At 64.8% G+C, this 22,432-nt stretch carries 24 protein-coding genes and 1 pseudogene; 14 read left to right on the forward strand and 11 right to left on the reverse strand.

The window, feature by feature from the left end:
* Nucleotides 1-15 precede the first annotated feature (15 nt).
* The 5 genes from VMS96_11965 to rpmH all read right to left on the reverse strand — a co-directional run bounded on the left by VMS96_11965 (nt 16) and on the right by rpmH (nt 3,211).
* The gene (locus tag VMS96_11965; GenBank protein HVP44141.1) at nt 16-558 is read right to left on the reverse strand and encodes a R3H domain-containing nucleic acid-binding protein; all 543 of its coding nucleotides are present in this window, start codon (nt 556-558) and stop codon (nt 16-18) included.
* 69 nt (nt 559-627) lie between these two features.
* Entirely contained in the window at nt 628-2,400 is a 1,773-nt protein-coding gene (yidC, locus tag VMS96_11970) for a membrane protein insertase YidC (GenBank protein ID HVP44142.1), read from the reverse strand.
* Between the two features lies 1 nt (nt 2,401).
* Complete coding sequence (gene yidD / locus VMS96_11975) at nt 2,402-2,662, reverse strand: membrane protein insertion efficiency factor YidD (protein HVP44143.1); 261 nt, start codon at nt 2,660-2,662, stop codon at nt 2,402-2,404.
* Nucleotides 2,659-3,042, reverse strand: a complete 384-nt coding sequence (rnpA, locus tag VMS96_11980) for a ribonuclease P protein component (protein ID HVP44144.1) — start codon at nt 3,040-3,042, stop codon at nt 2,659-2,661. The genes yidD and rnpA overlap by 4 nt, the downstream gene beginning before the upstream one ends.
* Before the next feature lie 13 nt (nt 3,043-3,055).
* A complete protein-coding gene (gene rpmH, locus VMS96_11985) occupies nt 3,056-3,211 on the reverse strand; it encodes a 50S ribosomal protein L34 (GenBank protein HVP44145.1) in 156 nt (51 codons plus the stop codon).
* A 187-nt stretch (nt 3,212-3,398) separates the two neighbouring features.
* Between rpmH and VMS96_11990 the strand changes: the two genes are divergently transcribed.
* The 3 genes from VMS96_11990 (at nt 3,399) to dnaN (ending at nt 7,245) form a co-directional block, all read left to right on the forward strand.
* Complete coding sequence (locus VMS96_11990; protein HVP44146.1) at nt 3,399-4,073, forward strand: YqgE/AlgH family protein; 675 nt, start codon at nt 3,399-3,401, stop codon at nt 4,071-4,073.
* Between the two features lie 354 nt (nt 4,074-4,427).
* Nucleotides 4,428-5,825 (forward strand): chromosomal replication initiator protein DnaA, encoded by a 1,398-nt coding sequence (gene dnaA / locus VMS96_11995; protein ID HVP44147.1) that lies wholly within the window; start codon nt 4,428-4,430, stop codon nt 5,823-5,825.
* A gap of 295 nt (nt 5,826-6,120) precedes the next feature.
* The gene (gene dnaN, locus VMS96_12000) at nt 6,121-7,245 is read left to right on the forward strand and encodes a DNA polymerase III subunit beta (GenBank protein ID HVP44148.1); all 1,125 of its coding nucleotides are present in this window, start codon (nt 6,121-6,123) and stop codon (nt 7,243-7,245) included.
* 120 nt (nt 7,246-7,365) lie between these two features.
* Here dnaN and VMS96_12005 read toward each other — a convergent pair whose 3' ends face one another.
* From VMS96_12005 to VMS96_12020, 4 genes and pseudogenes are all read right to left on the reverse strand, one after another.
* Nucleotides 7,366-7,791: a DUF1801 domain-containing protein gene (locus VMS96_12005; GenBank protein HVP44149.1), complete on the reverse strand. Its 426-nt coding sequence runs from the start codon at nt 7,789-7,791 to the stop codon at nt 7,366-7,368.
* Between the two features lie 234 nt (nt 7,792-8,025).
* A pseudogene (locus VMS96_12010) lies at nt 8,026-8,363 on the reverse strand (integrase core domain-containing protein).
* Between the two features lie 133 nt (nt 8,364-8,496).
* Complete coding sequence (locus VMS96_12015; GenBank protein HVP44150.1) at nt 8,497-8,934, reverse strand: hypothetical protein; 438 nt, start codon at nt 8,932-8,934, stop codon at nt 8,497-8,499.
* 256 nt (nt 8,935-9,190) lie between these two features.
* Nucleotides 9,191-9,472, reverse strand: a complete 282-nt coding sequence (locus VMS96_12020; GenBank protein ID HVP44151.1) for an HU family DNA-binding protein — start codon at nt 9,470-9,472, stop codon at nt 9,191-9,193.
* Between the two features lie 237 nt (nt 9,473-9,709).
* On the opposite strand from VMS96_12020, the gene VMS96_12025 reads away from it, so the two are divergent.
* Nucleotides 9,710-10,375 carry a hypothetical protein gene (locus tag VMS96_12025; protein HVP44152.1) on the forward strand — a complete coding sequence of 222 codons (666 nt, stop codon included), beginning with the start codon at nt 9,710-9,712 and terminating at the stop codon, nt 10,373-10,375.
* Between the two features lie 17 nt (nt 10,376-10,392).
* Here VMS96_12025 and VMS96_12030 read toward each other — a convergent pair whose 3' ends face one another.
* Nucleotides 10,393-11,934 carry a hypothetical protein gene (locus VMS96_12030; GenBank protein HVP44153.1) on the reverse strand — a complete coding sequence of 514 codons (1,542 nt, stop codon included), beginning with the start codon at nt 11,932-11,934 and terminating at the stop codon, nt 10,393-10,395.
* Nucleotides 11,935-12,197: 263 nt separating this feature from the next.
* Here VMS96_12030 and VMS96_12035 point away from each other — a divergent pair, with 263 nt between their 5' ends.
* From VMS96_12035 to VMS96_12070, 8 genes are all read left to right on the forward strand, one after another.
* Nucleotides 12,198-13,994, forward strand: a complete 1,797-nt coding sequence (locus VMS96_12035) for an amidase (protein ID HVP44154.1) — start codon at nt 12,198-12,200, stop codon at nt 13,992-13,994.
* 67 nt (nt 13,995-14,061) lie between these two features.
* On the forward strand, nt 14,062-15,537 hold the full coding sequence (gene tldD, locus VMS96_12040) for a metalloprotease TldD (GenBank protein HVP44155.1): 1,476 nt from the start codon (nt 14,062-14,064) through the stop codon (nt 15,535-15,537).
* 139 nt (nt 15,538-15,676) lie between these two features.
* A complete protein-coding gene (locus tag VMS96_12045; GenBank protein HVP44156.1) occupies nt 15,677-17,035 on the forward strand; it encodes a TldD/PmbA family protein in 1,359 nt (452 codons plus the stop codon).
* Nucleotides 17,036-17,092: 57 nt separating this feature from the next.
* On the forward strand, nt 17,093-17,605 hold the full coding sequence (locus VMS96_12050; protein ID HVP44157.1) for a hypothetical protein: 513 nt from the start codon (nt 17,093-17,095) through the stop codon (nt 17,603-17,605).
* Between the two features lie 143 nt (nt 17,606-17,748).
* Nucleotides 17,749-18,798, forward strand: coding sequence for a selenide, water dikinase SelD (gene selD, locus VMS96_12055; protein ID HVP44158.1), 1,050 nt, complete (start codon nt 17,749-17,751; stop codon nt 18,796-18,798).
* A gap of 408 nt (nt 18,799-19,206) precedes the next feature.
* Complete coding sequence (locus tag VMS96_12060; protein ID HVP44159.1) at nt 19,207-19,929, forward strand: cytochrome c biogenesis protein CcdA; 723 nt, start codon at nt 19,207-19,209, stop codon at nt 19,927-19,929.
* 12 nt (nt 19,930-19,941) lie between these two features.
* Nucleotides 19,942-20,526 carry a TlpA disulfide reductase family protein gene (locus VMS96_12065; protein HVP44160.1) on the forward strand — a complete coding sequence of 195 codons (585 nt, stop codon included), beginning with the start codon at nt 19,942-19,944 and terminating at the stop codon, nt 20,524-20,526.
* Entirely contained in the window at nt 20,523-21,065 is a 543-nt protein-coding gene (locus tag VMS96_12070) for a protein-disulfide reductase DsbD domain-containing protein (protein ID HVP44161.1), read from the forward strand. The genes VMS96_12065 and VMS96_12070 overlap by 4 nt, the downstream gene beginning before the upstream one ends.
* Nucleotides 21,066-21,097: 32 nt before the next feature.
* On the opposite strand, the gene VMS96_12075 is transcribed toward VMS96_12070, so the two are convergent.
* Nucleotides 21,098-21,484, reverse strand: a complete 387-nt coding sequence (locus VMS96_12075) for a hypothetical protein (GenBank protein ID HVP44162.1) — start codon at nt 21,482-21,484, stop codon at nt 21,098-21,100.
* A 120-nt stretch (nt 21,485-21,604) separates the two neighbouring features.
* Here VMS96_12075 and mscL point away from each other — a divergent pair, with 120 nt between their 5' ends.
* Together mscL and VMS96_12085 are read left to right on the forward strand one after the other, a co-directional pair.
* Nucleotides 21,605-22,132: a large-conductance mechanosensitive channel protein MscL gene (mscL, locus tag VMS96_12080; protein HVP44163.1), complete on the forward strand. Its 528-nt coding sequence runs from the start codon at nt 21,605-21,607 to the stop codon at nt 22,130-22,132.
* Between the two features lie 112 nt (nt 22,133-22,244).
* Nucleotides 22,245-22,432: hypothetical protein (locus VMS96_12085; protein HVP44164.1), on the forward strand; the 188-nt coding region annotated here is incomplete at its 3' end.

Genomic DNA, 22,432 nt, shown 5'->3' on the forward strand with positions numbered 1-22,432 from the left:
TGACAAGTGCGAGGGTTACGGCAGAACGCGGGGAGCCGGCTTGCCGGAGGTCTTCGGCTTGTAGTCCCTGGGATAGACCACGACCGAGCGGTGGCTACCTTCGCCGGTGCTCTCGGTCTTGAGGGCGGGGTTGTCGCGCAGGGCGAGGTGGACGATGCGCCGCTCGCGTGCCGACATGGGGGCGAAGGTATAGGGGACGCCGGTCTTGGCCACCTTCTCGGCGGCCACGCCGGCGGCCAGCCGCAGCTCCTCGATGCGCATGGCCTTGAAGTTCTTGCAGTCGAACGAAACCTTCTCGTGCTCTTCGCTCTCCAGCCGCAGCATCTTGTGCGTGATGTGCTCGAAGGAGCGCAACACCTCCGCCCCCCGCTCCAGCAGCAAGTCGGAGTCGGGGCCGGCAAACTCCACCAGGATGTCGGGACGCTCCCAGTCGCGGTCCTCGGTCATGGGCGGGTTGACGGTGATGCGGTACTTCAGGCGGAAGGCGCCGCTGTGCAGCAACTCCTTGAGCAGGGCATCGATCTTGCGGGCGGCGCCGACTTTGTCGGGGATGGGCATGAAGCAGAAATTATAGTCGCGAGGACGCGGCCGAGGGCAGCCGCGCTACAACTTCGTTGGACACCGTTGTCATTTCTTAATGGCGCGCTTCAGCTGGGACTCGCGCATCTGCTTGCCGAACTCGGTGCGGTTGAGCACCCACTGCTGCGCCATCTGCAGGATGTTGCTGGCCGCCCAGTACAGCCCGAGCCCCGAAGCCAGGTTCAGCGAGATGTAGCCGAGGAACACCGGCATCATCACCGACATCATCTTGGCCTGCACCGGGTCCATGCCCGCCTGTGGCGTCATCTTCTGCACCACGAACATGGACACGGTGATGAACAGAGGCAGCAGGTAGAGCGTGTCCGGGGCGGAGAGGTCCTTGATCCACAGCCAGGGGGCGTGGCGCAGCTCGATGGCCACCCCCAGCATGGAATAGAAGGCGATGAGGAAGGGCAACTGGATGAGCATGGGCAGGCAGCCGCCCACCGGGTTCACGCCCTCGCGCTTGTAGAGCTCGCTCATCTCCTTGTTCATCTCCTGCTTGCGCGGGTCGTTGAACTTGTATTTCCGGTACTTCTCCTGGATGGCCTTGATCTGGGGCTGCACCTTGGCCATCTTCATGCTCGATTTCATGCTGGAGAGGCGCAGGGGCAGGGTGGCAACGGTGATGATGACGGTAAGGATGAGGATGGACCAGCCCCAGTTCGCCACCCAGTGGTCGTGCGTCCACTTCAGCCACAGGAACAGCGGCTTGGCGATGAAGCCGAAGAAGCGGCCGAAATCCACCAAGCCGACCAGGTGCGGTCCCAGGTAGCCGCTTGCGCCGGCCGTGCCCAGGGCGGCGCGCTCGGAGCGGGTGAGGGAGGAGTGGACCGCGTCCAGCACATCCACCGCCTTGGGGCCGACAAAGATGCGCTCGTGGGTCTCGCCGTTGACGCTGCCCACCGCGGCGCCCAGCACCGGGACCTTCTGCAGCTCGTTCGCAACCGGCTTGTCCGGGTTCTTCGGGATCTCGATCTGCTCGTGCAGGGTGACCAGCGCCGAGTTCTCCGGCTCCTCGGGCAGGAAGATGGCGGCGAAGTACTGGTCGGAAGCGCCCGCCCAGTGGAACGGCCCCTTCAGGGTGTTGCCGCCGGAGACTTTCTTGGACTCGATGCGCTCGATCTTGTCGCCAGACTGGTAGTCGATCGTCTGGGCGGCGTAGGCGGGGAAGCTGCGGGTGTCGCCGAATCCCGCGGGCCAGGCGGGAAAGGCCTGCACCGGCGCCCCGCTGTCCGCCACCGAGACCTCGCACTTGATGACGTAGGAGTCGTCGAAGCTGAAAGACTTGCGGACGCTGAGCTTGCCGTCGGAGTACTGGAACGTGACGGAAGCCGGCGCGGCTATGGTCCCGCTCGTGCTGGCCACGTAGAGCGCCGAATTCAGCTTGCCACGCAGCTCGGCGTTGTAGGTCCAGAGCGAGAGCGGGTAGCCCAGGTTGGTCGTAGCCTGGTTCACCAGGTCGAGCGGTTTGCCGCCGGGCTGGTCGAGGTACTTCTTCAGGATCCAGGACTTCACCTGCGCGCCGCGATTGCTGAAGGTGATGCGGTACAGCCCGTTCTCGATGACCGTCTCGCTCTCCGCCGAGGCTTGCTGCGCCGGCACAGCCGCCGCGGCTGCGGGCCGGGCGGGCGTGGACGCGCCGGCCGCCGCCGAAGGCGCGGCCTGGTGCTGCTCGGCCGGCGTGGCCGCCGGTTGCGGCCCGTACTTCTTGATCAGCGGCTGCATCAGGATGATGACCACGAAGGTCAGGGCGAAGGCGATGAGCAGACGCGTCTGCGCGCCGGGGTCCTGCTGTTGCGGGTTTTGAAAATCTTGCAAATTATTTCTCGTGAGAATGATGAGGTTCAGGAGCCAGGAGTCGGGAGTCAGGCGTCGGTACGGGGTCGTAGCCGCCTTTGGCAAACGGATGGCAGCGAAGCAGGCGCCACACGGCCAGACCGCAGCCGCGGATCACTCCGTTCCGCTCGATGGCCTCCACGGCGTACTCGGAGCACGACGGGACGTAGCGGCAGGCCGGTGGCAACGCCGGTGATATCCAGCGTTTGTAGAGCCGCAGCACGGCTTGGAGAAAAGTTTTCATGCCTCTGGCTGACGACCGGCGACCGACGACTGACGGCCGATCTTTTCGAACGCCTGCGCTACTTCCGCCTCCAGCTGGGCGAACTCCAGGGTGAGCACCGACTTCCTGGGATTGATCACCAGGTCCACCGGGACCGACAGGGCATGCAGGTGGCGGCGCACCGCCTCGCGCAGGCGCCGCTTGATGCGGTTGCGCACCACCGAGCCTCCCAGGGCGCGGCCCACGGTCAGGCCCACCCGCGGCGCGCCCGCGTCCCGCCGCAGCGAGAACACGGTCATGTGCCCGGAGAACTGACGTTTGCCGTTCTGATACACGTGGTCAAAGTCTGCGTGCTTGAGGAGCCGCGACGATTTGGGGAAGCGGGCTCCGGCCGAAGACATCGCAGGAATACGGTTACTCGCGGAAACCGGGTTTCACCGAGACGCGCTTGCGTCCCTTGGCACGGCGCCGGGAGAGCACCGCGCGCCCGGCCTTGGTCTTCATCCGGCTGCGAAAGCCGTGGGTCTTGGACCGGTGACGGCGGTTGGGCTGGAAAGTCCGCTTGGGCATCGAAACAGTGCGCTCCTAACGTGAAAATTTCCGGGTGAGCAAACGAAAAGTATAAATGATGCCGCGCAGAGCGGCAAACCGCAGGGGCTTCCCACCATACCCCTCTCCCCAGCGTCAATGACTATAATCTCGCGAGGGAGTGGGGGTTCTGGACCCAAGGGCGTGATTCCGGGTGAGGAGAGCAGCCATGTCTCTGCGCAAACTGGGCTGGTGCACAACCCTGGCCGTGATCGTTGCCTTGGCGCCCTTGCTATCGGCCCAATCCAAGGACGTCAAGGACCTGGGTGCGGGAAAGTTGCTGGTCGCGAGCCGCGACCTCGATGATCCGAATTTCGTTGAGACCGTGGTCCTGCTGGTCCACTACGATGCCGAAAGTGTGGTCGGACTGGTCCTGAACCGGCGATCCAATGTCCCCCTTTCACGAGTGCTGGAGGGGTACAAGGCGGCGAAAGGCCGCTCCGACCCGGTCTATCTCGGAGGTCCGGTCGAGAGGCCGGCGGTGTTCGCCTTGCTCCGGTCGCCGGCCAAGCCCGAAGGGGCCGAGCACGTCGTCGGCAGGGTTTACCTCATCTCCACGAAGCCCCTGCTCGACCAGACCATCTCGGCCCAACCTGAGCCTGGCGTGTTCCATGTTTTCCTGGGCTACGCCGGATGGACCGATGCGCAACTGAAAAGGGAAGTGGAACTGGGCGCCTGGTTCATCTTTCCCGCCGATGCCAAAGCGGTGTTCGATCCGGATCCGGATTCCCTGTGGTCCAGAATGATCCGCAAGACCGAGCTGAAGTTGGCGGAGAGCGGACCGGAGCCCGGCTCTGGCGGCGCAAAGCATCTCCCGCATTCTCACCAACGCCCGCCCTCATAACCCAGCGACCGGGCGCGCCTGAGAGGCTGAACATCGGCTCGACCTTTGCACCAACTGCGCGGCATTAACTCACTAACTACTTGACACGAACCCGAAGCTCGCGTTTGCTGCCATCTTCGCGCGAAAAAATTCCGCGGCAAGTTTTTCTCACGTAAAAATTTTTCGTGCTAGTATGCGGTGCAGCCTTGAGGTGAATGCAGTCTCTGACCTGCACCAGCTCCGCGGCATTCGTCGCGGGCACTGCCAGCTTCAATCGGCCTGACTCAAGCGCGGCAACATCGCGCCGGCGGGCAACATATTTTGATTCGTTCGGACCCGGTCACCGGAAGGTGACCAGCAGTAGCGCAATCATCCATGTCCCTCTCCTCGACAGCGACCGCGACCGCCAATCCCTGGATCAGGATCCTCGGGGCCCTGGAAAAGAAGATCAACCGGCAGTCCTACGACACCTGGCTGAAGCCGACGCGCTACAGCCACGCCCAGGGCCACGTGCTGTTCATCCGCGTGCCCACCCCGGAATTCCGCAACATGGGAGAGAAGTACGCCGACGTTATCCAGGAGGCGATCGACACCCTGGGCCTGGAGTTCGACGAGGTGAAGTTCGTCACCGCCGAGGAGGACCCGACCGCCACCCCGATGCGGCATGACGGCGGCTTCGCCGCGGTCGGCACCCAGGCGGCGCCGGTGGCGAGCGGACGGCCGGGCCAGGGCAAGTTCGATTGGGACTCGGCGGCCCAGCTCAACCCGCGCTACACCTTCGACGGGTTCGTCATCGGCTCGAGCAACCAGTTCGCCCATGCGGCGGCCCAGGCGGTTGCGGAGCGTCCGGCCAAGGCCTACAACCCGCTGTTCCTGTACGGCGGTGTGGGCATGGGCAAGACCCACCTGATGCAGGCCATCGGCCACGAGGTCAAGAAGCGGCAGCCGCAGTCGCAGGTGCTTTACCTGTCGGCGGAGAAGTTCACCAACGAGATGATCAACTCGCTGCGCTACGACAAGATGACCACCTTCCGCGACAAGTTCCGCAACAACGTGGACGTGCTGCTGGTGGACGACATCCAGTTCCTGGCCCAGAAGGAGCGCACCCAGGAGGAGTTCTTCCACACCTTCAACACCCTGCACGAGTCGCAGAAGCAGGTGGTCATCGCCAGCGACCGCCCGCCCAAGGAGCTGGCGGAGATCGAGGACCGGCTGCGCTCGCGCTTCGAGTGGGGCCTGATCGCCGACATCCAGCCGCCCGACCTGGAGACCAAGATCGCCATCCTGCAGAAGAAGGCGGAGTCAGAGCACGTGAGTGTGCCCAGCGATGTGGCCCTGTTCATCGCCTCCAATATCCGGTCGAACGTGCGCGAGCTGGAGGGAGCGCTCATCCGGCTGATCGCCTATGCTTCGCTGACCGGCAGCGAGGTGAACCTGCCCAATGCCCAGCAGGTGCTCAAGAACTTCATCGATGCGCAGCAGCGCAAGGTCAACATCGACCAGATCCAGAAGGCGGTGGCGGAGCAGTTCGGGCTGCGGGTGGCGGAGATCAAGGCCAAGAACAACTCCCGGGCCATCGTCTACCCGCGGCAGATCGCCATGTACCTGGCCAAGCACCTGACCGAGGCGTCGCTGCCCGAGATCGGGCGTCAGTTCGGGGGCAAGCACCACACCACGGTGATGCACTCCATCGACAAGATCGAGGAGTCGCGCAAATCGGACAAGGATTTGAACAGACTTCTGAACAAATTGAACGAGACTTTGAGCGGCTGATGTGCGGTTCAGGACCCGATTTCCACGGTACGGACCGTTCTTTCCTTCAAGTCGAGTGTGGACGCTCTGTGGAAGCTGTGCAGGACAAGGCCGTAATGCAAAGTATGCTCCCGGCGATCCACTCCAGCCCACCGCCGGCAGACCGGGAATCGCACCGTGGAAAACGCTTTTCTGGCGCATTCCCGGCCAACAGGGAAGTGATTCCCACTTTTCCTGAGCGCCTATGATTACTGCTGTTTTTATAAAATTGTTCTGATATATAGGGATTTCGTAAAAGCCCCAAAGGACTAGTGCTATGGAGATCAGCGTCAGCAAGTTCGATCTGCTCAAGGAACTGACGGCGACGCAGGGTGTGGTGGAGCGCAAGACCACCATCCCGATCCTGTCAAACTTCCTGTTCGAGGCGGCCGGAGAGCGGCTCTCTATCACGGCGACGGACTTGGACCTGTCGTTGCGTACGTCGTGCCCGGCGAAGGTGAAGAAAGAGGGGGCTTGCACCATCCCGGCGCGCAAGCTGTATGACTACGTGAAGCTGCTGCCGGACGGCGATATCAACATCAAGCTGCTGGAGAACCACTGGGTACAGATCCGCTCCGGGCGGTCTAACACCAAGATGGTGGGGATGGCGCGGGCAAACTTCCCCACAGTCGCGGCGTTCCCCACGACCGGGGTGATCAAAATCCCTGCCGACGTGCTGCGCACCATGATCGCGAAGACTATTTTCGCGATCTCTAGCGAGGAATCGCGTTACACCCTGAACGGGGCGCTGATGGTGCTGAAGCCGGAGTCGGTGACCATGGTGGCGACCGATGGCCACCGCCTGGCGCACATCGAGAACGGCCACGCCAAGATCGAGGGCGTCAGCGGCGGCGAGATGAAGACCCTGGTGCCCAAGAAGGCCATGACCGAGCTGAAACTGCTGCTCGACCAGGGCGAAGGCACGGCGGTGGAGTTCGCAAAAGACGAGTCCACGCTGTTCTTCCGGGTGGGGGAGCGGGTGCTGACCTCGCGGCAACTGACCGGGCAGTTCCCCAACTACGAAGCGGTACTGCCGCGCGACAACAACAAGATCGTGACCGTGCGCTGCGAGGACATCGCCTCGGCCATCCAGCGGGTGGCGCAGTTCGCCGACGAGCGCTCCGGGGCCATCCGGCTGCGGCTGGACAATAACGAGATCAAGATCTCGTCGTCCTCGACCGAGACCGGGGAGTCGGAGGACTCGATCGAAACCACCTACCAGGCTGACCCGCTGACCATCGGATTCAACTCGCAGTACCTGCTGGACTTCCTGAAGGCGTCGAGCGTAGGCGAGGTGCGCCTGGAGTTCAAGGACCCGCAGTCGGCGGGGCAGATGCGTCCCAGCGAGAATGGCGACGCCGATTACAAGTACCGGTACATCATCATGCCGATGAGGATTTGAGCGCATAGGGCATAGCGCATCCGCATGAAAGGGTAGGCCACCCGCCTCAATACTAAGGAACGCGCACGCAGGATAGCGTTCTTCGAGTTCGCTTAGCGGAAGTTTATCATCTTTCCTTTTTCATTCAGAAGCTGCAAGCCCATCTCGTATTGCCGCTTCAAGCGTATCGATGTTGATGTCCTTTAGAGCTTTGAACCGAATGCAATATCCGGTCACGCTCGCCTTGCCTACTTTCTTCCCATACGTCTTGGCTAAGTACTTCTTATCTTTGAGACCGAGAATATAGACAGAGATTCCGGTTTTGTTCGCGCTTACACCAATTCGAAAAGACTCTCTACTTTTTCCATCGGCATATTTTATGGTGTGAGACCCATATCCAATCGTAGGGTTGGAAACAGTGCGATTGTTGCTGTCTTTACCATCGAAGAACCATAATCTGCATTCTGGTGACACTTGAAGTGTGAGCCGATGCAACTCTTGCATGTCAGTGCGTTTGGGCTCCGGTTGGCTCGTAATGTGTTTCTTGATTTGTTCTTGTACGCTCATAACGTTTCGCCTCCTGAACCGCGCGCGGGATTATACGACGTGTAATCCTTCTTGATCTGCCCCCGCTTTTTGGTCCAGTCATAATGACACAACCAGCCTGTTAGGGACGCTGCTGTCCGCGTCCGGGTTGAGGTTCCCGCCGCCGTCGAGGCTGGGGGAAAGTGGGAAACGCGCAGCGTTTTCCAAGCGGGCGCAGCCCGCGTCTTTTCCACAGCCCGTGGCCGCGTTTTGTTGCGCGAACTCCTCCGGGGTCTGGTATCCGAGCGCCGAGTGCGGGCGCTCCTGGTTGTAGAGCCGCCGCCACTGCTCGATCGTGGTCCGCGCGTCCTGCAAGCTGACGAACCAGTTTTCGTTCAGGCACTCGTCCCTGAACTTGCCGTTGAAGCTCTCGATGTAGCCGTTCTGCATCGGTTTTCCGGGCTGGGTGAAGTGCTGCTCGATGCCCTGGGCGAAGCACCACTGTCCAGCGACCGGCCCGAGAACTCCGGGCCGTTGTCGGTGCGGATCTGCCGTGGCTGGCCGCGCTCTTGGGCGATCCGCTCCAGCACCCGCACCACCCGCGCCCCAGGCAAGGAGGTATCCACGTCCTTCGACTGCGCTCGGCTGCGCCTCGCTCTGCTCAGGATGACAAAGAGAAAAGAAAGCCCGCGCGAGGGCGCGCGGGCTACTTTGTGAAAATTCGCGGCCGGGGCCGCGCCACGTGGATCATTGCTTGGGTGGAGGCGCCTGGGCTGGAGGCGGGCCGCCGGGGCCCATGCCCGTCCCGTAGCCCTTGCCGTACCCCATCCCTTTGCCTTGGGGACGGTTCTGCATCATCTGCTGATGCATGTCGAGCAGGGCCTGCCAGGCGTCGATGTCGGCCTGCCAGCGTTCCTTCTCGCCAGGGTCTTTGACGTTGGCCAGGCTGGCCTTCAGCTTGTCGATCGAGGCTTTGATCTTGTCCATGGTGGCTTGCATCTGGTGCTGGTGCTGCTGGCGCATCTGCTGCATGTGCTCGCGCCGCTGGGAGCGCATCGGCGAAGGTGCTGCGGCTGTGCCGCCCGGGGGCGGGCCGCTGGCCGGGGCCTGCGTGGCGCCAGTCTGGGCGAAGGCGAGGGTCGAGAATACGAACAGCAGGGCGACGAGAACAGTACGAAGTCTCATCAGTTCTCCTTTCCTCTCTGCGGAACTGCGGCAGTAAGTATATAGATGCGAACCCGGTGGGAGCGGGGAAGTCGCTGTCCTGGCGGCTACCCAGTCCAGAGTCCAGAGTGGCCCGGAGCGAATTCCGGCCGCCGGCTGTTGGGGAGGGAATAGGGGTCCTTCGACTTTGCTCGCCCAGGCTCGCTCCGCTCAGGATGACAGAAGGAGAAAAAAAAGCCGGCAACGAGTGCCGGCTGGGGTGGAGCTGAGTGCGGAACTACTTCTTGGGAGCGATGGAATCCTTGGCGGCCTTGGCCACGCGGAACTTCACGACGGTCTTGGCTGGGATCTTGATGGGCTCGCCGGTCTGGGGGTTGCGGCCGATGCGGGCCTTGCGGTTGGCCTTCACCAGGCGGCCGAGTCCGGGCAGGACGAACACGCCGCTCTTCTTGGTCTCTTTGATGGCGGTGTTGCTCAGGACCTCAAGGAAGGTCGCTGCGGTCTTGTTGCTGACCTCGAGCTCGCCCGCGATGTGGCGGACCAGCTGAGTCTTGGTCATACCAGAAGCCATGTGGAACTCCTCCTTCAGTGTGTCGAACGATTGCTACTGACTCGCGAACTCTTATACCACAGGGGAAACAAAAAAGGCACGTTTCAGCCAGATTTTATGCGGGTTTTGCAGAGGGCCTGGAGTTGCACAATGAGTAGGGCAGTCGGGCGGGCCCGCATGAACAGGAGGCAGGACGCAGGAGGCAGGACGCAGAAACGGGTTCGCTGGTAGTCTGGAACCATGGATATGAGGGTGGATGCGGTGAGCTGCGCCATCTGCGAGACCAGGAAGGAGAAGCGGTTCTGCCCGGCGGTGCACGGCAAGATCTGCGCCGTGTGCTGCGGGACGGAGCGCGAGGTGACGCTCGACTGCCCGAGCGACTGTTCCTACCTGCAGGAGGCGCGCAAGCACGAGAAGCCGCGCGGGCTGAGCGACGAGGACCGGGCGGCGCTGTTCCCGCGGGTGGAGGTGAAGCAGACGTTCGTCTATGAGCGCGAGCCGCTGGTGGTGGGGCTGAGCTACGCCATCGTGAAGGCGGCGCGCAGCGAGCGCGGCATCAATGACCGCGACGCCATCGCGGCCCTCACGGCGCTGGCCCGCAAGTACGAGATGCTCTCCGGCTCGGGGCTGGTGTACGAGCCGCAGAGCGCCAACATCCTGCAGCAGCGCATCGCCGACGAGATGGAGAAGATGGTCGCCGAGTACCGCGAGCTGGAGCAGAAGCACGTGGGCTACGCGACGCTGCGCGACTCCGAGGTGCTGCAGGCCCTGGTGTTCATCGTGCGCATGGCCTACGGCAGGACGTCGGGGCGCCCGCGGTCGCGCGCCTTCCTGGAATTCCTGTTCCAGCGATTCCCGGAGAAGGAAGCCGGGGTCTCGGCGCCGCAGGGCAGCAGCTTGATCATCCCCTAGGAGTCAGGAGTCGGGAGTCAGGCCGGGCGTTCTCGCCCCGGCCTTTTTGTGTCAGGCGCTGCAGCGGCGCGCAAGGGCGGGCGCTTGCGGAAGATGACCCGCAGCTGCTGGCGCCAGTTCTCGTGGATGCCGAGCAGCGTCCACTCGAGCCGGGGGGAGAGGTAGCGGAGCAGGGTGTCGGTGGCGGGATGGACGTGGAGCGCGGGCGCCACCAGGAACAGGAGCGGCGGCGCCGGGCTGAGGTCCTGACCGGCGAAGTACCCGCACTGCTGGAACTCGCCGCGCTGCTGGTGCCAGACGACGCGGCTCCAGTAGTCGAGCCCCTGGAGCGGCAGGTGGATGTCCTCGTCGGCCTTGAGTTCGATGACGGCGAGGCGGCGGTCGCGGGTGAGGGTGAGCACGTCGATCATCGCCCGGTCGGAAGCGGAGAAGGCGGGCACCTGGGAGTACACGAAGTCGCGGTCGAGCTGGGTATCGACGACGGTGACGTCGCGCAGCACCAGGGACTCCAGCCAGCGCTCCGCCCGCATGCGGAAGATGGGGTTGGCGCGCGGGCCGCCGGGGCGGCGAGTCTCCGCGATCAGGTTCACGAAATTGCCGAAGTCGGCGAGGTTCTCCGGCGTGAGCAGGGTCTCGCAGCCGCCCACGCCGAACACGATTTCCTCGGTGTTGCGGAAGGACCCGGCCTCGGGCGCCAGGCGAGCGCGAGCGAATTCCAGGCCGGCCAGGCGGAAGGCGATCTCCGAGGAGGAGAGCACGGCGATGTCGCATTCATGCACGACCGCCCGAACGCGCTCGATGGAGGCGGCGAAGCGGCGCAAGGCCAGCTCGCGGCCGGGACAGCGCACCAGCCGGCTGGCGATGTTGCCCAGATCGGTGACGCTCACCTCGTCGAGGGCCAGGTCGCGCTCGTCGAGTTCGTAGAGCTGGAAGCGGGCCCCGGCGCCCTCCAGGTGGACCAGGCGGGCGCGGGTGACCGCGGTCGTCCCGGCGGGAAGAAAGAGCTTCACGCCCTCCACCAGGCCGCGGAACCGGCGGCGGCACTCGTCGAGCCAGAGAATGGCGAAAGTGAGCGCGGCGTCGATGGAAACCTGCGTCTCTCCGGCGCCGACGCCCAGCACGGCGAATGCCGAGTCGTTGCGGCGGACCAGTCCTCGGGTGTAGATAGGGCCGAAGCTGCGCTCCAGGTCGGCGGCGGAGGAGAGGCGGTCCACCGTCCAGCCGGGGAAATTGCGCTCCAGGACCCGGCGCAGCAGCGCCTGGTAAGTGTTGCGGGCGCGCTTGCGCTCGGAAGGCGTGCGCCGGTCGCGATCGCGGCAGATCTCCAGCTTGGCCGGCTTGGCTTGGCCGAAGCGCTGCACGGAGAGCTGCAGGGCATCGTGCTCGATGGCGGCGTCGAGCACGCGACGCACGATATTGCGCTCCTCCGACCAGAGGTGCAGCAGGCAGTGGCCGTGATCGTCGGAGATGGAGAAGCGCGAAGTGGCAAGGTCGAAGAGCGGCTCGCCGGATTCGAAGACCGCGGCGTCGCGAGCCTCTGCCAGGAAGCCCTGAAGCATGCGGGTTAGCGCCTCGGGCGTCACGGCGTGCGGATTATAGCGCTGCAGCGCGCGCGATTCTGTGACACCAAGGCGGAAATCGCCCCACTAGCGTGGGGCTCTCGATACGCAGCGAACCGTAGGTCCTCACCCCTTCCGCCTCGCTTCGCTCAGCGTTCAGGGCTCGCGCCCAAAAGGCGCTCGGCAAACACTCCCTCCGGGACTGCGCTCAGGATGACAAAGGAGAGGGGCCGTCTATAATGCCGCGCCGGAGGAACAGGACTGTGACCACGCGCAGAAGCTTCCTGACGCACTCATCGCTCGGCTTGTTCGGAGCGGCGCTGTTAGCCCGGGCCCAGGTACAGGAGCAGAAACCACCGGAACCGCCGCCGGGAGCGCCTCCGGCGTGGGGTACGGCCCCGAAGGTCGGGCCGGAAGTGTCGCCGGGGACTTTCGCGGAAGCAGAGAAGCTATTCCGAGTGGAGATGAGTCCGGCGGAACGCGACCAAGAAGTCTCGAACTGGCGAAGCCTGATGGCCACGCTGACCGAGCACCGAGTCGGGCCGCGCAAGGTCGCGATCGACGCCGCTCCGTACTCGCTGTGGAACCCGGTGCTGCCGGGAGAGAAAGCGGGTCCGGAGCTGGACCGGTTCGCCTGGAGCAAGGCGGAGCCCGGTCCGCTGCCGTCGAAGACCGAGGACATCGCCTTCGCCCCGCTGACCAAGCTGACGCGCTGGATCGAGCGGAAGCAACTGACCTCGGAGCGGCTGACCCAGATCTATCTGGAGCGGATCAAGAAGTTCGATCCCAAGCTGCGCTGCGTGATCACGCTGACCGAAGAGCTCGCGCTCAAGCAGGCGAAACAGGCGGACGAGGAGATCGTGGGCGGCCGGTATCGCGGGCCGCTGCACGGCATCCCTTATGGCGTCAAAGACCTGCTGGACACGGCGGGCATCCCGACCACCTACGGCGCCGAACCCTACCGCAACCGCGTGCCGACGGAAGACTCCGCGGTGGTCAGGCGGCTGCATTCCGCGGGCGCAGTGCTGCTGGCGAAATTGAGCCTGGGAGCGCTGGCGCTGAACGACGTCTGGTTCGGCGGGCAGACCATGAACCCCTGGCTGCTGGAAGAAGGGTCGTCGGGCTCGAGCGCCGGGCCGGGCGCGGCGACCGCCGCCGGGCTGGTCGGGTTTTCTATCGGCAGCGAGACCGGCGGCAGCATCGTCAGCCCCAGCATGCGCTGCGGCATCACCGGCCTGCGGCCGAGCTACGGCCGCGTGCCTCGCACCGGGGCGATGACGCTGTGCTGGTCGCTCGACAAGCTGGGCCCTATGACGCGCGGCGTGGAAGACACGATCCTGGTGCTGAGTGCCATCGCCGGCGGGGATGACGGTGACCTGAACAGCGTCCCCAGCAGGAAGCTGGACTACGTCGCCAAGACCCACGTCAATGGCCTCCGGGTGGGCTACTTCCCGGCATGGATGAAGGAGGCGCCGGCGACCGACGTCGATCGCGCCGCACTGGAGACGGTGAAGCAGGTGGGCATGACGCCGGTCGAGGTGTCCATCCCCGATTGGCCGTACGATGACATGGCGCTCATCCTGTTCGCGGAAGCGGCGGCGTCGTTCGAAGAGCTGACACTCAGTCACAAGCTGGACGAGCTCAAGATGCAAGCGCCCGACGCCTGGCCCAATATTTTCCGCCAGTCGCGGTTCCTCTCCGCCGTGGACTTCGTGCAGTCGGACCGGTTGCGGCGGAAGGTGGCGGCGGAGATGGCGCGGGTCTTCTCGAAGGTGGACCTGCTGCTGGTGCCGTCGCTGCGCGATGAGATGCTCACCATCACCAACTTCACCGGGCACCCGTCGCTCACACTGCGGGCGGGGTTTGTGCAGGTGTCGGAGGCGCGCAGCGACTGGGCGCCGGACCCGGCGCATCCTTTGCCCAAGTTTTCGCCCCCGCGGCGCGTGCCGCATGGAGTGACGCTGATCGGGCGGCTGTACGAGGAAGGAACACTGGTGCGCGCGGGTGTGGCGCTGGAGAAGGCGTTCGGCGTGGCGGACCAGCGGCCGCCGGGGTTCTGAGATACCCGCGCGAGGGCGCGCGGGCTACTTTGTCCAAATATGAAATAATCGGTGGGCTGGGTGCGGCGTGCGGGTCGTTTCCGAGGGCGGCGCATCCAATCCGCAGGTCATGACGGACACGCAGAAGCAATCCTTCTTTCAAAAATACGGGGTGACGGAGCGCGACCTGGAGAAATACCTGGGGGCGGCGCTCTCGGCGGGCGGCGATTTCGCCGACATCTACTTCGAATACCTCTACTCGACATCGATCTCGGTCGATGAGTCGCTGGTGAAGTCGGCGAGCCAGGGCATCTCCGCCGGCTGCGGGGTGCGGGTGATCTCCGGCGAGCGCACCGGATACGCCTACACCGACGACTTGTCGCCGGAGAAGATCGTGCACGCAGCTCGCACCGCGGCGCTGATCGCCAGCGGACCGGCGAAGGAGCCGGTGGTCGGCTTCAAGCGCGCGGAGGCGCGGAACCTGTATCCGGTGACGCCCACGGTGGACGCCGAGATGTCGCAGAAGCTCGAGCTGGTGATGCGGGCCGACCGCGCGGCGCGAGAGTACGATCCCCGCATCGTGCAGGTGCGCGCCGGCTACGCCGACGAGATCCGCCACATCCTGGTGTGCGGCTCCGACGGGAGCTTCGCCGAAGACACGCAGCCGCTGTCGCGGATGAGCGTCTTCTGCATCGCCAGGAGCGACGGCAACTCAGCCCGGGGAACGGCGGGCGGCGGCGGGCGCGTCAATTTCGATTGCTTCCTGACGGAGAAGACCCCGGAGCACTTCGCCCGGGACGCGGCGCGGCAGGCCATCATCCAGCTCGACGCGCGGCCAGCGCCGGCGGGTGAGATGGAAGTGGTGCTGGGGCCAGGGTGGCCGGGCATCCTGCTGCACGAGGCCATCGGCCACGGCCTGGAGGCGGACTTCAACCGCAAGAAGACCTCGGCCTTCGCCGGGCTGGTGGGCAAGCGCGTGGCCAGCCCGAAGTGCACGGTGGTGGACAACGGCACCATGCCGTCGCGGCGCGGCTCGCTCAACGTGGACGACGAAGGCATGCCCACGCAGAACACCGTGCTCATCGAGAGGGGGATCCTGAAGGGCTACATGAGCGACAAGCTGTCAGCGCGGCTGATGGGCATCCACGACACCGGCAACGGCCGCCGCGAGAGCTACGAGCACATCCCCATGCCGCGCATGACCAACACCTACATGCTGGCGGGCGAGGACGATCCCCAGGACATCATCCGCTCGGTGAGGCGGGGCGTGTACGCGGTGAACTTCGGAGGCGGGCAGGTGGATATCACCAACGGGAAGTTCGTCTTTTCGGCGAGCGAGGCCTACATGATCGAAGACGGGCAGATCACGGCGCCGCTGAAGAACGCCACCCTGATCGGCAACGGCCCCGACGTGCTGACCAAGGTCTCGATGGTAGGCAACGACCTGCAACTCGATGAGGGCATCGGCACTTGCGGCAAGGACGGGCAGTCGGTGCCGGTCGGCGTCGGCATCCCCACCATCAAGGTGGACCGGCTGACGGTGGGCGGGACGGGAGAAGAGTAGCTTCTTTCCGAAGTACCTGTGCAGGCGGCGTCTCTGGCGCGCGAGATCCGCGGGGTCCTTCGCTCGGGCATGCGCCCTTGCTCAGGATGACATCCACAAAAGGGAAATGATGAGTACAACGGGACTCGAAACGCGAAACGTGAAAAGCGAAACCGACCTGCGCGAACTGGCGCAGGAGGTGGTGCGCCGCGCCATGCAGGGCGGAGCCTCGGCGGCGGAGTGCGTGGTGCGCGAAGGCGATGAGTTCTCCACCGTGGTGCGGCTGGGCGTGGTCGAGACGCTCAAGGAAGCCGGCGCCAAGTCGATGGGGTTGCGCGTGTTCTTCGGGCAACGCGCGGCATCCACCCACACCAGCGACTTCACCGCCGGCGGCATCGACACCCTGGTCAAGGGCGCGCTGCAGCTGGCGAAGATCACCTCGGAGGATCCGCATGCCGGGCTGCCCCTGGCCGAGCAGTTAGGCCAGGTCCCCGGCGACCTCGACCTCTACTACGACGACGTCTATTCGCTGCCCGGCGAGGAGCGCATCGCCTACGCGCGGCGCGCGGAAGCGGCGGCGATGAAGGCCGACCCGCGCATCCAGAACTCGGAGGGCGGCTCGTTCGACGCGGCCACGGGGCGCAAGGTGCTGGCCAATTCGCTGGGGTTCCTCGGCGAGTACGCCCGCTCGCACTGTTCGGTGGCAGCGGTGCCGGTGGCGCGTGACGAGAACGGCGCCATGCAGCGCGACTACTGGTACTCGATGGCCCGCAGCCTGTCGCGGCTGGAATCGCCGGAGGAGGTCGGGCGGATCGCAGCCGAGCGCACCGTCCGCCGCCTGGGCGCGCGCAAAGTGAAGAGCGCCAAGGTGCCGATCGTGCTCGATCCGCTGGTGGCGCGCTCCATCCTGAGCAACATCTTCGAAGGCGTGAACGGCGATTCCATCTACCGCCAGGCGTCATTCCTCGCCGGGAAGCTGGGCGAGCCGGTGGCCGGCGAGAACGTCACCGTCATCGACGACGGCACCATGCGCGGCGGGTTTGGCACCACCCCCTTCGACGGCGAGGGGGTCCCGACGCAACGCACCACGGTGATCGAGCGCGGGGTGCTCAAGTCCTACCTGCTGAACACCTATACGGCCAAGAAACTGGGGTTGAAGACCACCGGCAACGCGTCGCGCGGGCTGGCGGGCAATCCCGGCATCGGGGTCGGCAACTTCTTTCTCCAGCCGGGGAGCAGAAGCCCGAAAGAGATCATCGGCGAGATCAGGGACGGACTGTACGTGACCGAGTTCCTGGGCTTCGGGGTAAACCTGGTGACCGGCGACTTCTCGCGCGGCGCGGGCGGGCTGTGGATCGTGAACGGCGAGCTGGGTTACCCGGTGGAGGAGATCACCGTCGCCGGCAACCTGAAGGACATGCTGCGGAACATCAGCCAGATCGGCAACGACCTGGTCTTTCGCGGCGCGGTGGCCGCGCCGACCATCCGCATCGACGGCCTGACCGTCGCAGGGGAATAAGGCAGACGCCCTGACGGGCGTCTCTACCGGTCATCTTCGAGTAGTAGAATTCCTCGCATGGCGGAACCGCAGCCACCGCTTCCGTATCAGCCGGAACAGGGCGAGACGGCCTGGGTGCCGATCGGCATCGGCGCAGCCATCATGGTCCTCGCGATAGTGGCCGTGGTGGTGCTGGGGCGCTCCAAGCCCACGGGACAGGCCGGGGTGGATCCTTACGCGGCCAAGCTGGCCATCTCCGACCTGAAGATGAGCGCGGCGGAGAACTTCGTCGGCGGCACCGTCAGCTACCTGGAAGGGAAGATCACCAACAACGGCGACCAGCCGGTCCTGGGCGCCTCGCTGGAGGTCACGTTTCGCAACTCGCTGGGCGAGGTGGTGCAGAAAGAGACCATGCCGGTGCGCGCGCTGCAAGCCCATTCGGTGACGGGCACGCCGGAGATGTTCGACCTGCGCCTGGCCCCCCTGCAACCCGGCAAGACCATCGATTTCCGGCTCACCTTCGAGCATATCTCCAACGACTGGAACCGGGAATACCCGCAGGTGAAGGTGGTATCGGTCACGACGAAGTAGACCCTTCTCGGCGTCATCCTGAGGGGCTTCAGCCCGGAAGGATCTCGCGTGTCGCGCCAATTGTATTGTGAACGCACGCGAGATGCTTCGCGCCTGAAGGCGCTCAGCATGACGCCATCCAATTCTGTGGATAGAATCAAGAGATGGGCGATTTAAAGCAGGTCCGCCTGACCGAGCAGGTGAAGGCGGCGGGTTGAGCGTCCAAGCTGAGTCCGGCGGTGCTGGACGCGGTGCTTGGGAAATTAGCCCGGCAACAGGACGAGCGGGTGCTGGTCGGCTTCGACAAAGCCGACGACGCCGGGGTGTACCAACTGGATGAGGAGACCGCCCTGGTGCAGACCGTGGACTTCTTCACACCGGTCGTGGACGACCCCTACACCTTCGGGCAGATCGCGGCGGTCAACGCCCTGAGCGACGTCTATGCCATGGGCGGGCGGCCCATGAGCGCGCTCACCCTGGTGTGCTTTCCGGAAAAGGGCGATCTCTCGGTCCTGGAGCAGATGCTGGCCGGCGGGCTGTCGAAAATGATCGAGGCGGAGTGCACCATCCTTGGCGGGCACAGCATCCGCGACGACGAACTCAAGTTTGGCTATTCGGTGACCGGGACCATCCATCCCAAGCGCCTCCTGACCAACTCGGGGGCGCAGGCGGGGGACAGGCTCCTGTTGACCAAAGCGCTGGGGACGGGCGTGATCTCGACCGCCATCAAGCGCGGCAAGGCGAAGGCGGCTTGGGTGAAAGCCGCCACCCGCTCCATGACCACCCTCAACCGGGCCGCCGCCGAGGTGGTGCGCGACAGCCCTGCCGGTGTCCACGCCATGACCGACATCACCGGCTTCGGGCTGATCGGGCATGCCCGCGAGATGGCCCTGGGCAGCGGCGTCGGCCTCCGGATCCGTTCGGCAGCGGCGCCGCTGCTGGCCGGAGCGCTGGAGTGTGTGCGGGCCGGCTTCGTCCCCGGCGGGCTGAAGGCCAACCGGGAGTTCGCCGAGTGCGTGGTCGGCTACGGCGACAGCGTCCCCGAGGACCGCAAGACCATCCTGTTCGACCCCCAGACCGCGGGCGGGCTGCTGATCTCGGTGGCGGCGGGAGATTCAAAGGGCCTGGTCGAGAAGCTGCGGGCTAAGGGCGTGGCGGCGGAGGAGATCGGGGACGTGACGGCGCAGGAGAAGCCGCTTATCCGCGTAGATTGAGGTAAACCGGCTCGGTAGCGATGCCGAGAGACTCAAGCAGGCGCCGCAGGAGCGGTCCCAACCCGAGTTTTCTCGCCAGCCAAAGGGTCAGTAGAAGCAATCCATTCCCTCTATGAAAAACAATAGGGCCTTTGAAGGGGAGATTTTCCCCGTGCGCCCGCTGTACTGTCAAGTGGGTAGAAGGTCATGTTTACCACTTCGGGACTCGGGGGAAGACTCGGGTAGTGCACCCGTTCAACTGCATCGTCGGGCCAGATAATGGCGTGAGGCCGTATTCCGCCCGTTCGAATGTTCGTTTTCCAGTAACGATTTCGTACCTAGTGCATCTCTTCTAGTGAAGTACGCTGCCGGAGTGACCGCCACCGCCGTACTCTGAAGGAAGCTCAAAAGGTACAATCGAACTGTCCGATGTCGAACCTTCCACTGCCCATTGCGGCCTTTATCGCCGGTCTGCTGTCCTTCCTGTCGCCGTGCGTGTTACCGCTGGTGCCGGGATACGTGTCGTTGATCTCCGGCGTGGGGGTGGAGGAACTGAAGCAACAGGACCCGCGGCGCCTGCGCACCGTGATGCTGCATTCCCTGATGTTCATCGCCGGGTTCTCGCTGGTCTTCATCCTGCTGGGAGCGGCGGCCACCGGCCTGGGCCAGCTCATGGCGCAGTACAAGCGCTACCTGACCTACCTGGCGGGCGTCATCATCATCGTCTTCGGCCTGCACCTGACCGGCATCTTCAAGATCGCCGCCCTGTACGCCGACAAGCGCATGCACTCCATCCAGGGGGGAAGCACGCCCTGGGGCGCCTTCGCCGTGGGCTTCGCCTTTGCCTTCGGCTGGACGCCGTGCATCGGGCCCATCCTGACCGTGATCCTGACCTTCGCCGCCTCGGAGGAGAAGGTGATGCAGGGTGTGGCGCTGCTGGCCATCTACTCGGCCGGCCTGGCGGTGCCTTTCCTGCTGACCTCTCTGGGCGTGGACCGCTTCCTGGTGTTTTACAGCCGTTTCCGCCGCCACCTGCACACGGTGGAGGTGGTGAGCGGGGTGCTGCTGATCGCCATCGGCGCCCTCATCCTGACCCGCCACTTCACCGTGTTGTCGGGCTATCTCGCATTCCTGAATCGCTTTGCCTTGTAAGGACGTGCTGGTTTGAAACGGAACATCTTCATCCTGTTGCTGGTCATCTTCACGGTCACCCTGATGTTGTGGGTGGGCCGGCGAGCGGCGCAGAACCGCGCCGAGTCCGGGCAGCCACTCAGCGGCCGCACCCTGAAGGGAGCTCCCGCCCCCGATTTCGAGCTCAAGAGCCTCGATGGCAGGACCGTGCGGCTCTCCGATTACCGCGGCAAGGCCGTGCTGCTGAACTTCTGGGCCACCTGGTGCCCGCCCTGCAAGATCGAGATGCCCTGGTTCGTGGACCTGCAGAAGCAGTACGGCGGGCAAGGGTTGCAGGTCATCGGCATCGCCATGGACGACGACGCCGAGAAGGACTCCGCCAAGATCGCCGAGTTCGTCAAGGAGATGAACCTCAACTACGTCGTGCTCCTGGGCAACGACAAGGTGGGCGACGCCTACGGCGGGGTCGACGGCCTGCCTACCACGTTCTATATCGGCCGCGACGGCCGGATCCTGACCGCGGTCAGCGGCCTGGTCAGCCACTCGGAGATCGAGGAGAACATCAAGAAGGCGCTGGCCGCGCAATCCACGGTGGCCAACGCCGGCGGTCAGCGATGACGCGCATCGCCATCCTGTGGCTCACCCTGGGTTGCGCAAGTGCCGCGGCGCAGGACCTTAAGGGGCTCCCGCACCATGTGACCTTCCTTGGGCCGGCGTCGGCGGTGAGCATCGCCAGGGGCAGGGCAACGCCGGTCACGCTCCAGTTCCGCGTTGCCTCCGGCTTCCACATCAACTCCAATAAGCCGACCTCGGAGCTGCTGGTCCCGACCGTGCTCACGCTGAATCCCCCGACCGACATCGTCATCGGGAAGATCACCTACCCGCCGGGGGTGGACGCGACCTTCGCGTTTGCTCCCGCGGAGACGTTGAACGTCTATGAGGGCAAGTTCGCGATCAAGGCGCTGGTGACCGCGGCCAAGACCGCGATTGCGGGCAAATACACGGTGCACGCCTCGCTGAAGTACCAGGCCTGCGACAACCGGGCCTGCTATCCCCCGAAGTCGGTGCCTGCCGACTTCGACATCGCGGTGCCGAAGTCGAAGTCCTCGGGGGCCGGAGTGGTGCGCCGCGGGCAGAGTCCGAACATCCACCGGTAGCAAAGTTGTAGCCCGGCCGCCCTCAGCCGGGTCTACTCCGTCCGAATCTGCATGGTCTCGTCGATGGTGAGCCGCCGTGGTGTGCCCGCTTCCGGCGGCCCTTCGTAAGTGGCGGTGATGCGGAAGCCGGTGGAGCCGTTGACCTCGGCGCTGTAGGAGTAGAGCGGACGCCGGGTCCGCTCGCTGGGGATGGAACCCTTCGCGACCAGCTCATCCAGGGTGGCGTACTTGCCCTCGAGCGCGAGCTGCCCGCGCTCCGCGTTGGCCAGGACCAGAAGGTCGTTCTTCACCGCGGCGATGTCCACGGTCGTCTTGGTCGCGGGCGCGCCGCCGGCCGGCCCGGCCGACTGGCGGGTGTAAAGGTAGGCGCCGACCGCCAAGACGATCAAGAGCCCGACGAACCCTGCCGCTCGCCCCATGGTTCCCTCCCTCCACGGCCACGCCGATGTGCTGCCTGTGCTTGACAGTGCAAGCTGCGGACAGGCAGCATCCCGCAGACGCGTTCTGCCGATTATAGGCAGGTGCGCCGGAGGCGGTACATGCCCGACCTGTGGCCGACGGATTACGTGCCGCACATGATGAATCCCGCCCCGCTGCTAAGACCCGGAGGTCCGAAAATGCTGAAGGAATTCAAGGAATTCGCCCTGCGCGGAAACGTGCTCGACATGGCCATCGGCATCATCCTGGGGGTGGCCTTCGGCCGCATCGTCACCTCGTTCGTAGAGGACATCCTCATGCCGCCGCTGGGCCTGCTGCTGGGCAAAGTGGACTTCTCCAACCTGTTCTTCAGCCTGACCGGCAAGCACTTCGACACCATCGCGGCGGCCAAGGCGGCGGGCGCGCCCACGCTGAACTACGGGTTGTTCGTGAACCACGTCTTCAACTTCCTGATCGTGGCCTTCGCCATCTTCCTGCTGGTGCGGCAGGTGAACCGGCTGAAGCGTCCGGCGCCGGCCGCCGAACCGACCACGCGGGAGTGCCCGCTGTGTCTGTCGGCGATCCCCATCAAGGCGACCCGCTGCGCGCACTGCACCTCGGAGGTAAAGCCGGCGGTGGCGGGGGCGTAGGCCAGAGTGGGCGCAGGCGGAGATAACCATGTGGTTAACAGCGGCGCGCACCAATCCGATTTGACTCCACTCCCCCGCCGGGCGTAACTTTTCTGTCCTCAGGAGTCGGGGGATGTTGGTGCGAATCCTGTCAGTCCTCGTGGCGGCGGCGGTGGCCGCAGTGTTCCTGCTGCCGTCCACCATGGCGCTCTACGCCGCGGTGAATGGGACGGCCTGGGACCTGCAGGACCTCCAGGACCTGGATGCCTTCCCCTCGCAACTCCTGGGCCCGGCGGTATCCGCCTTCTTCGTCGCCACCTC

This window comes from Terriglobales bacterium (assembly GCA_035543055.1).
Lineage (GTDB): Bacteria > Acidobacteriota > Terriglobia > Terriglobales > Acidobacteriaceae > JAIQFD01.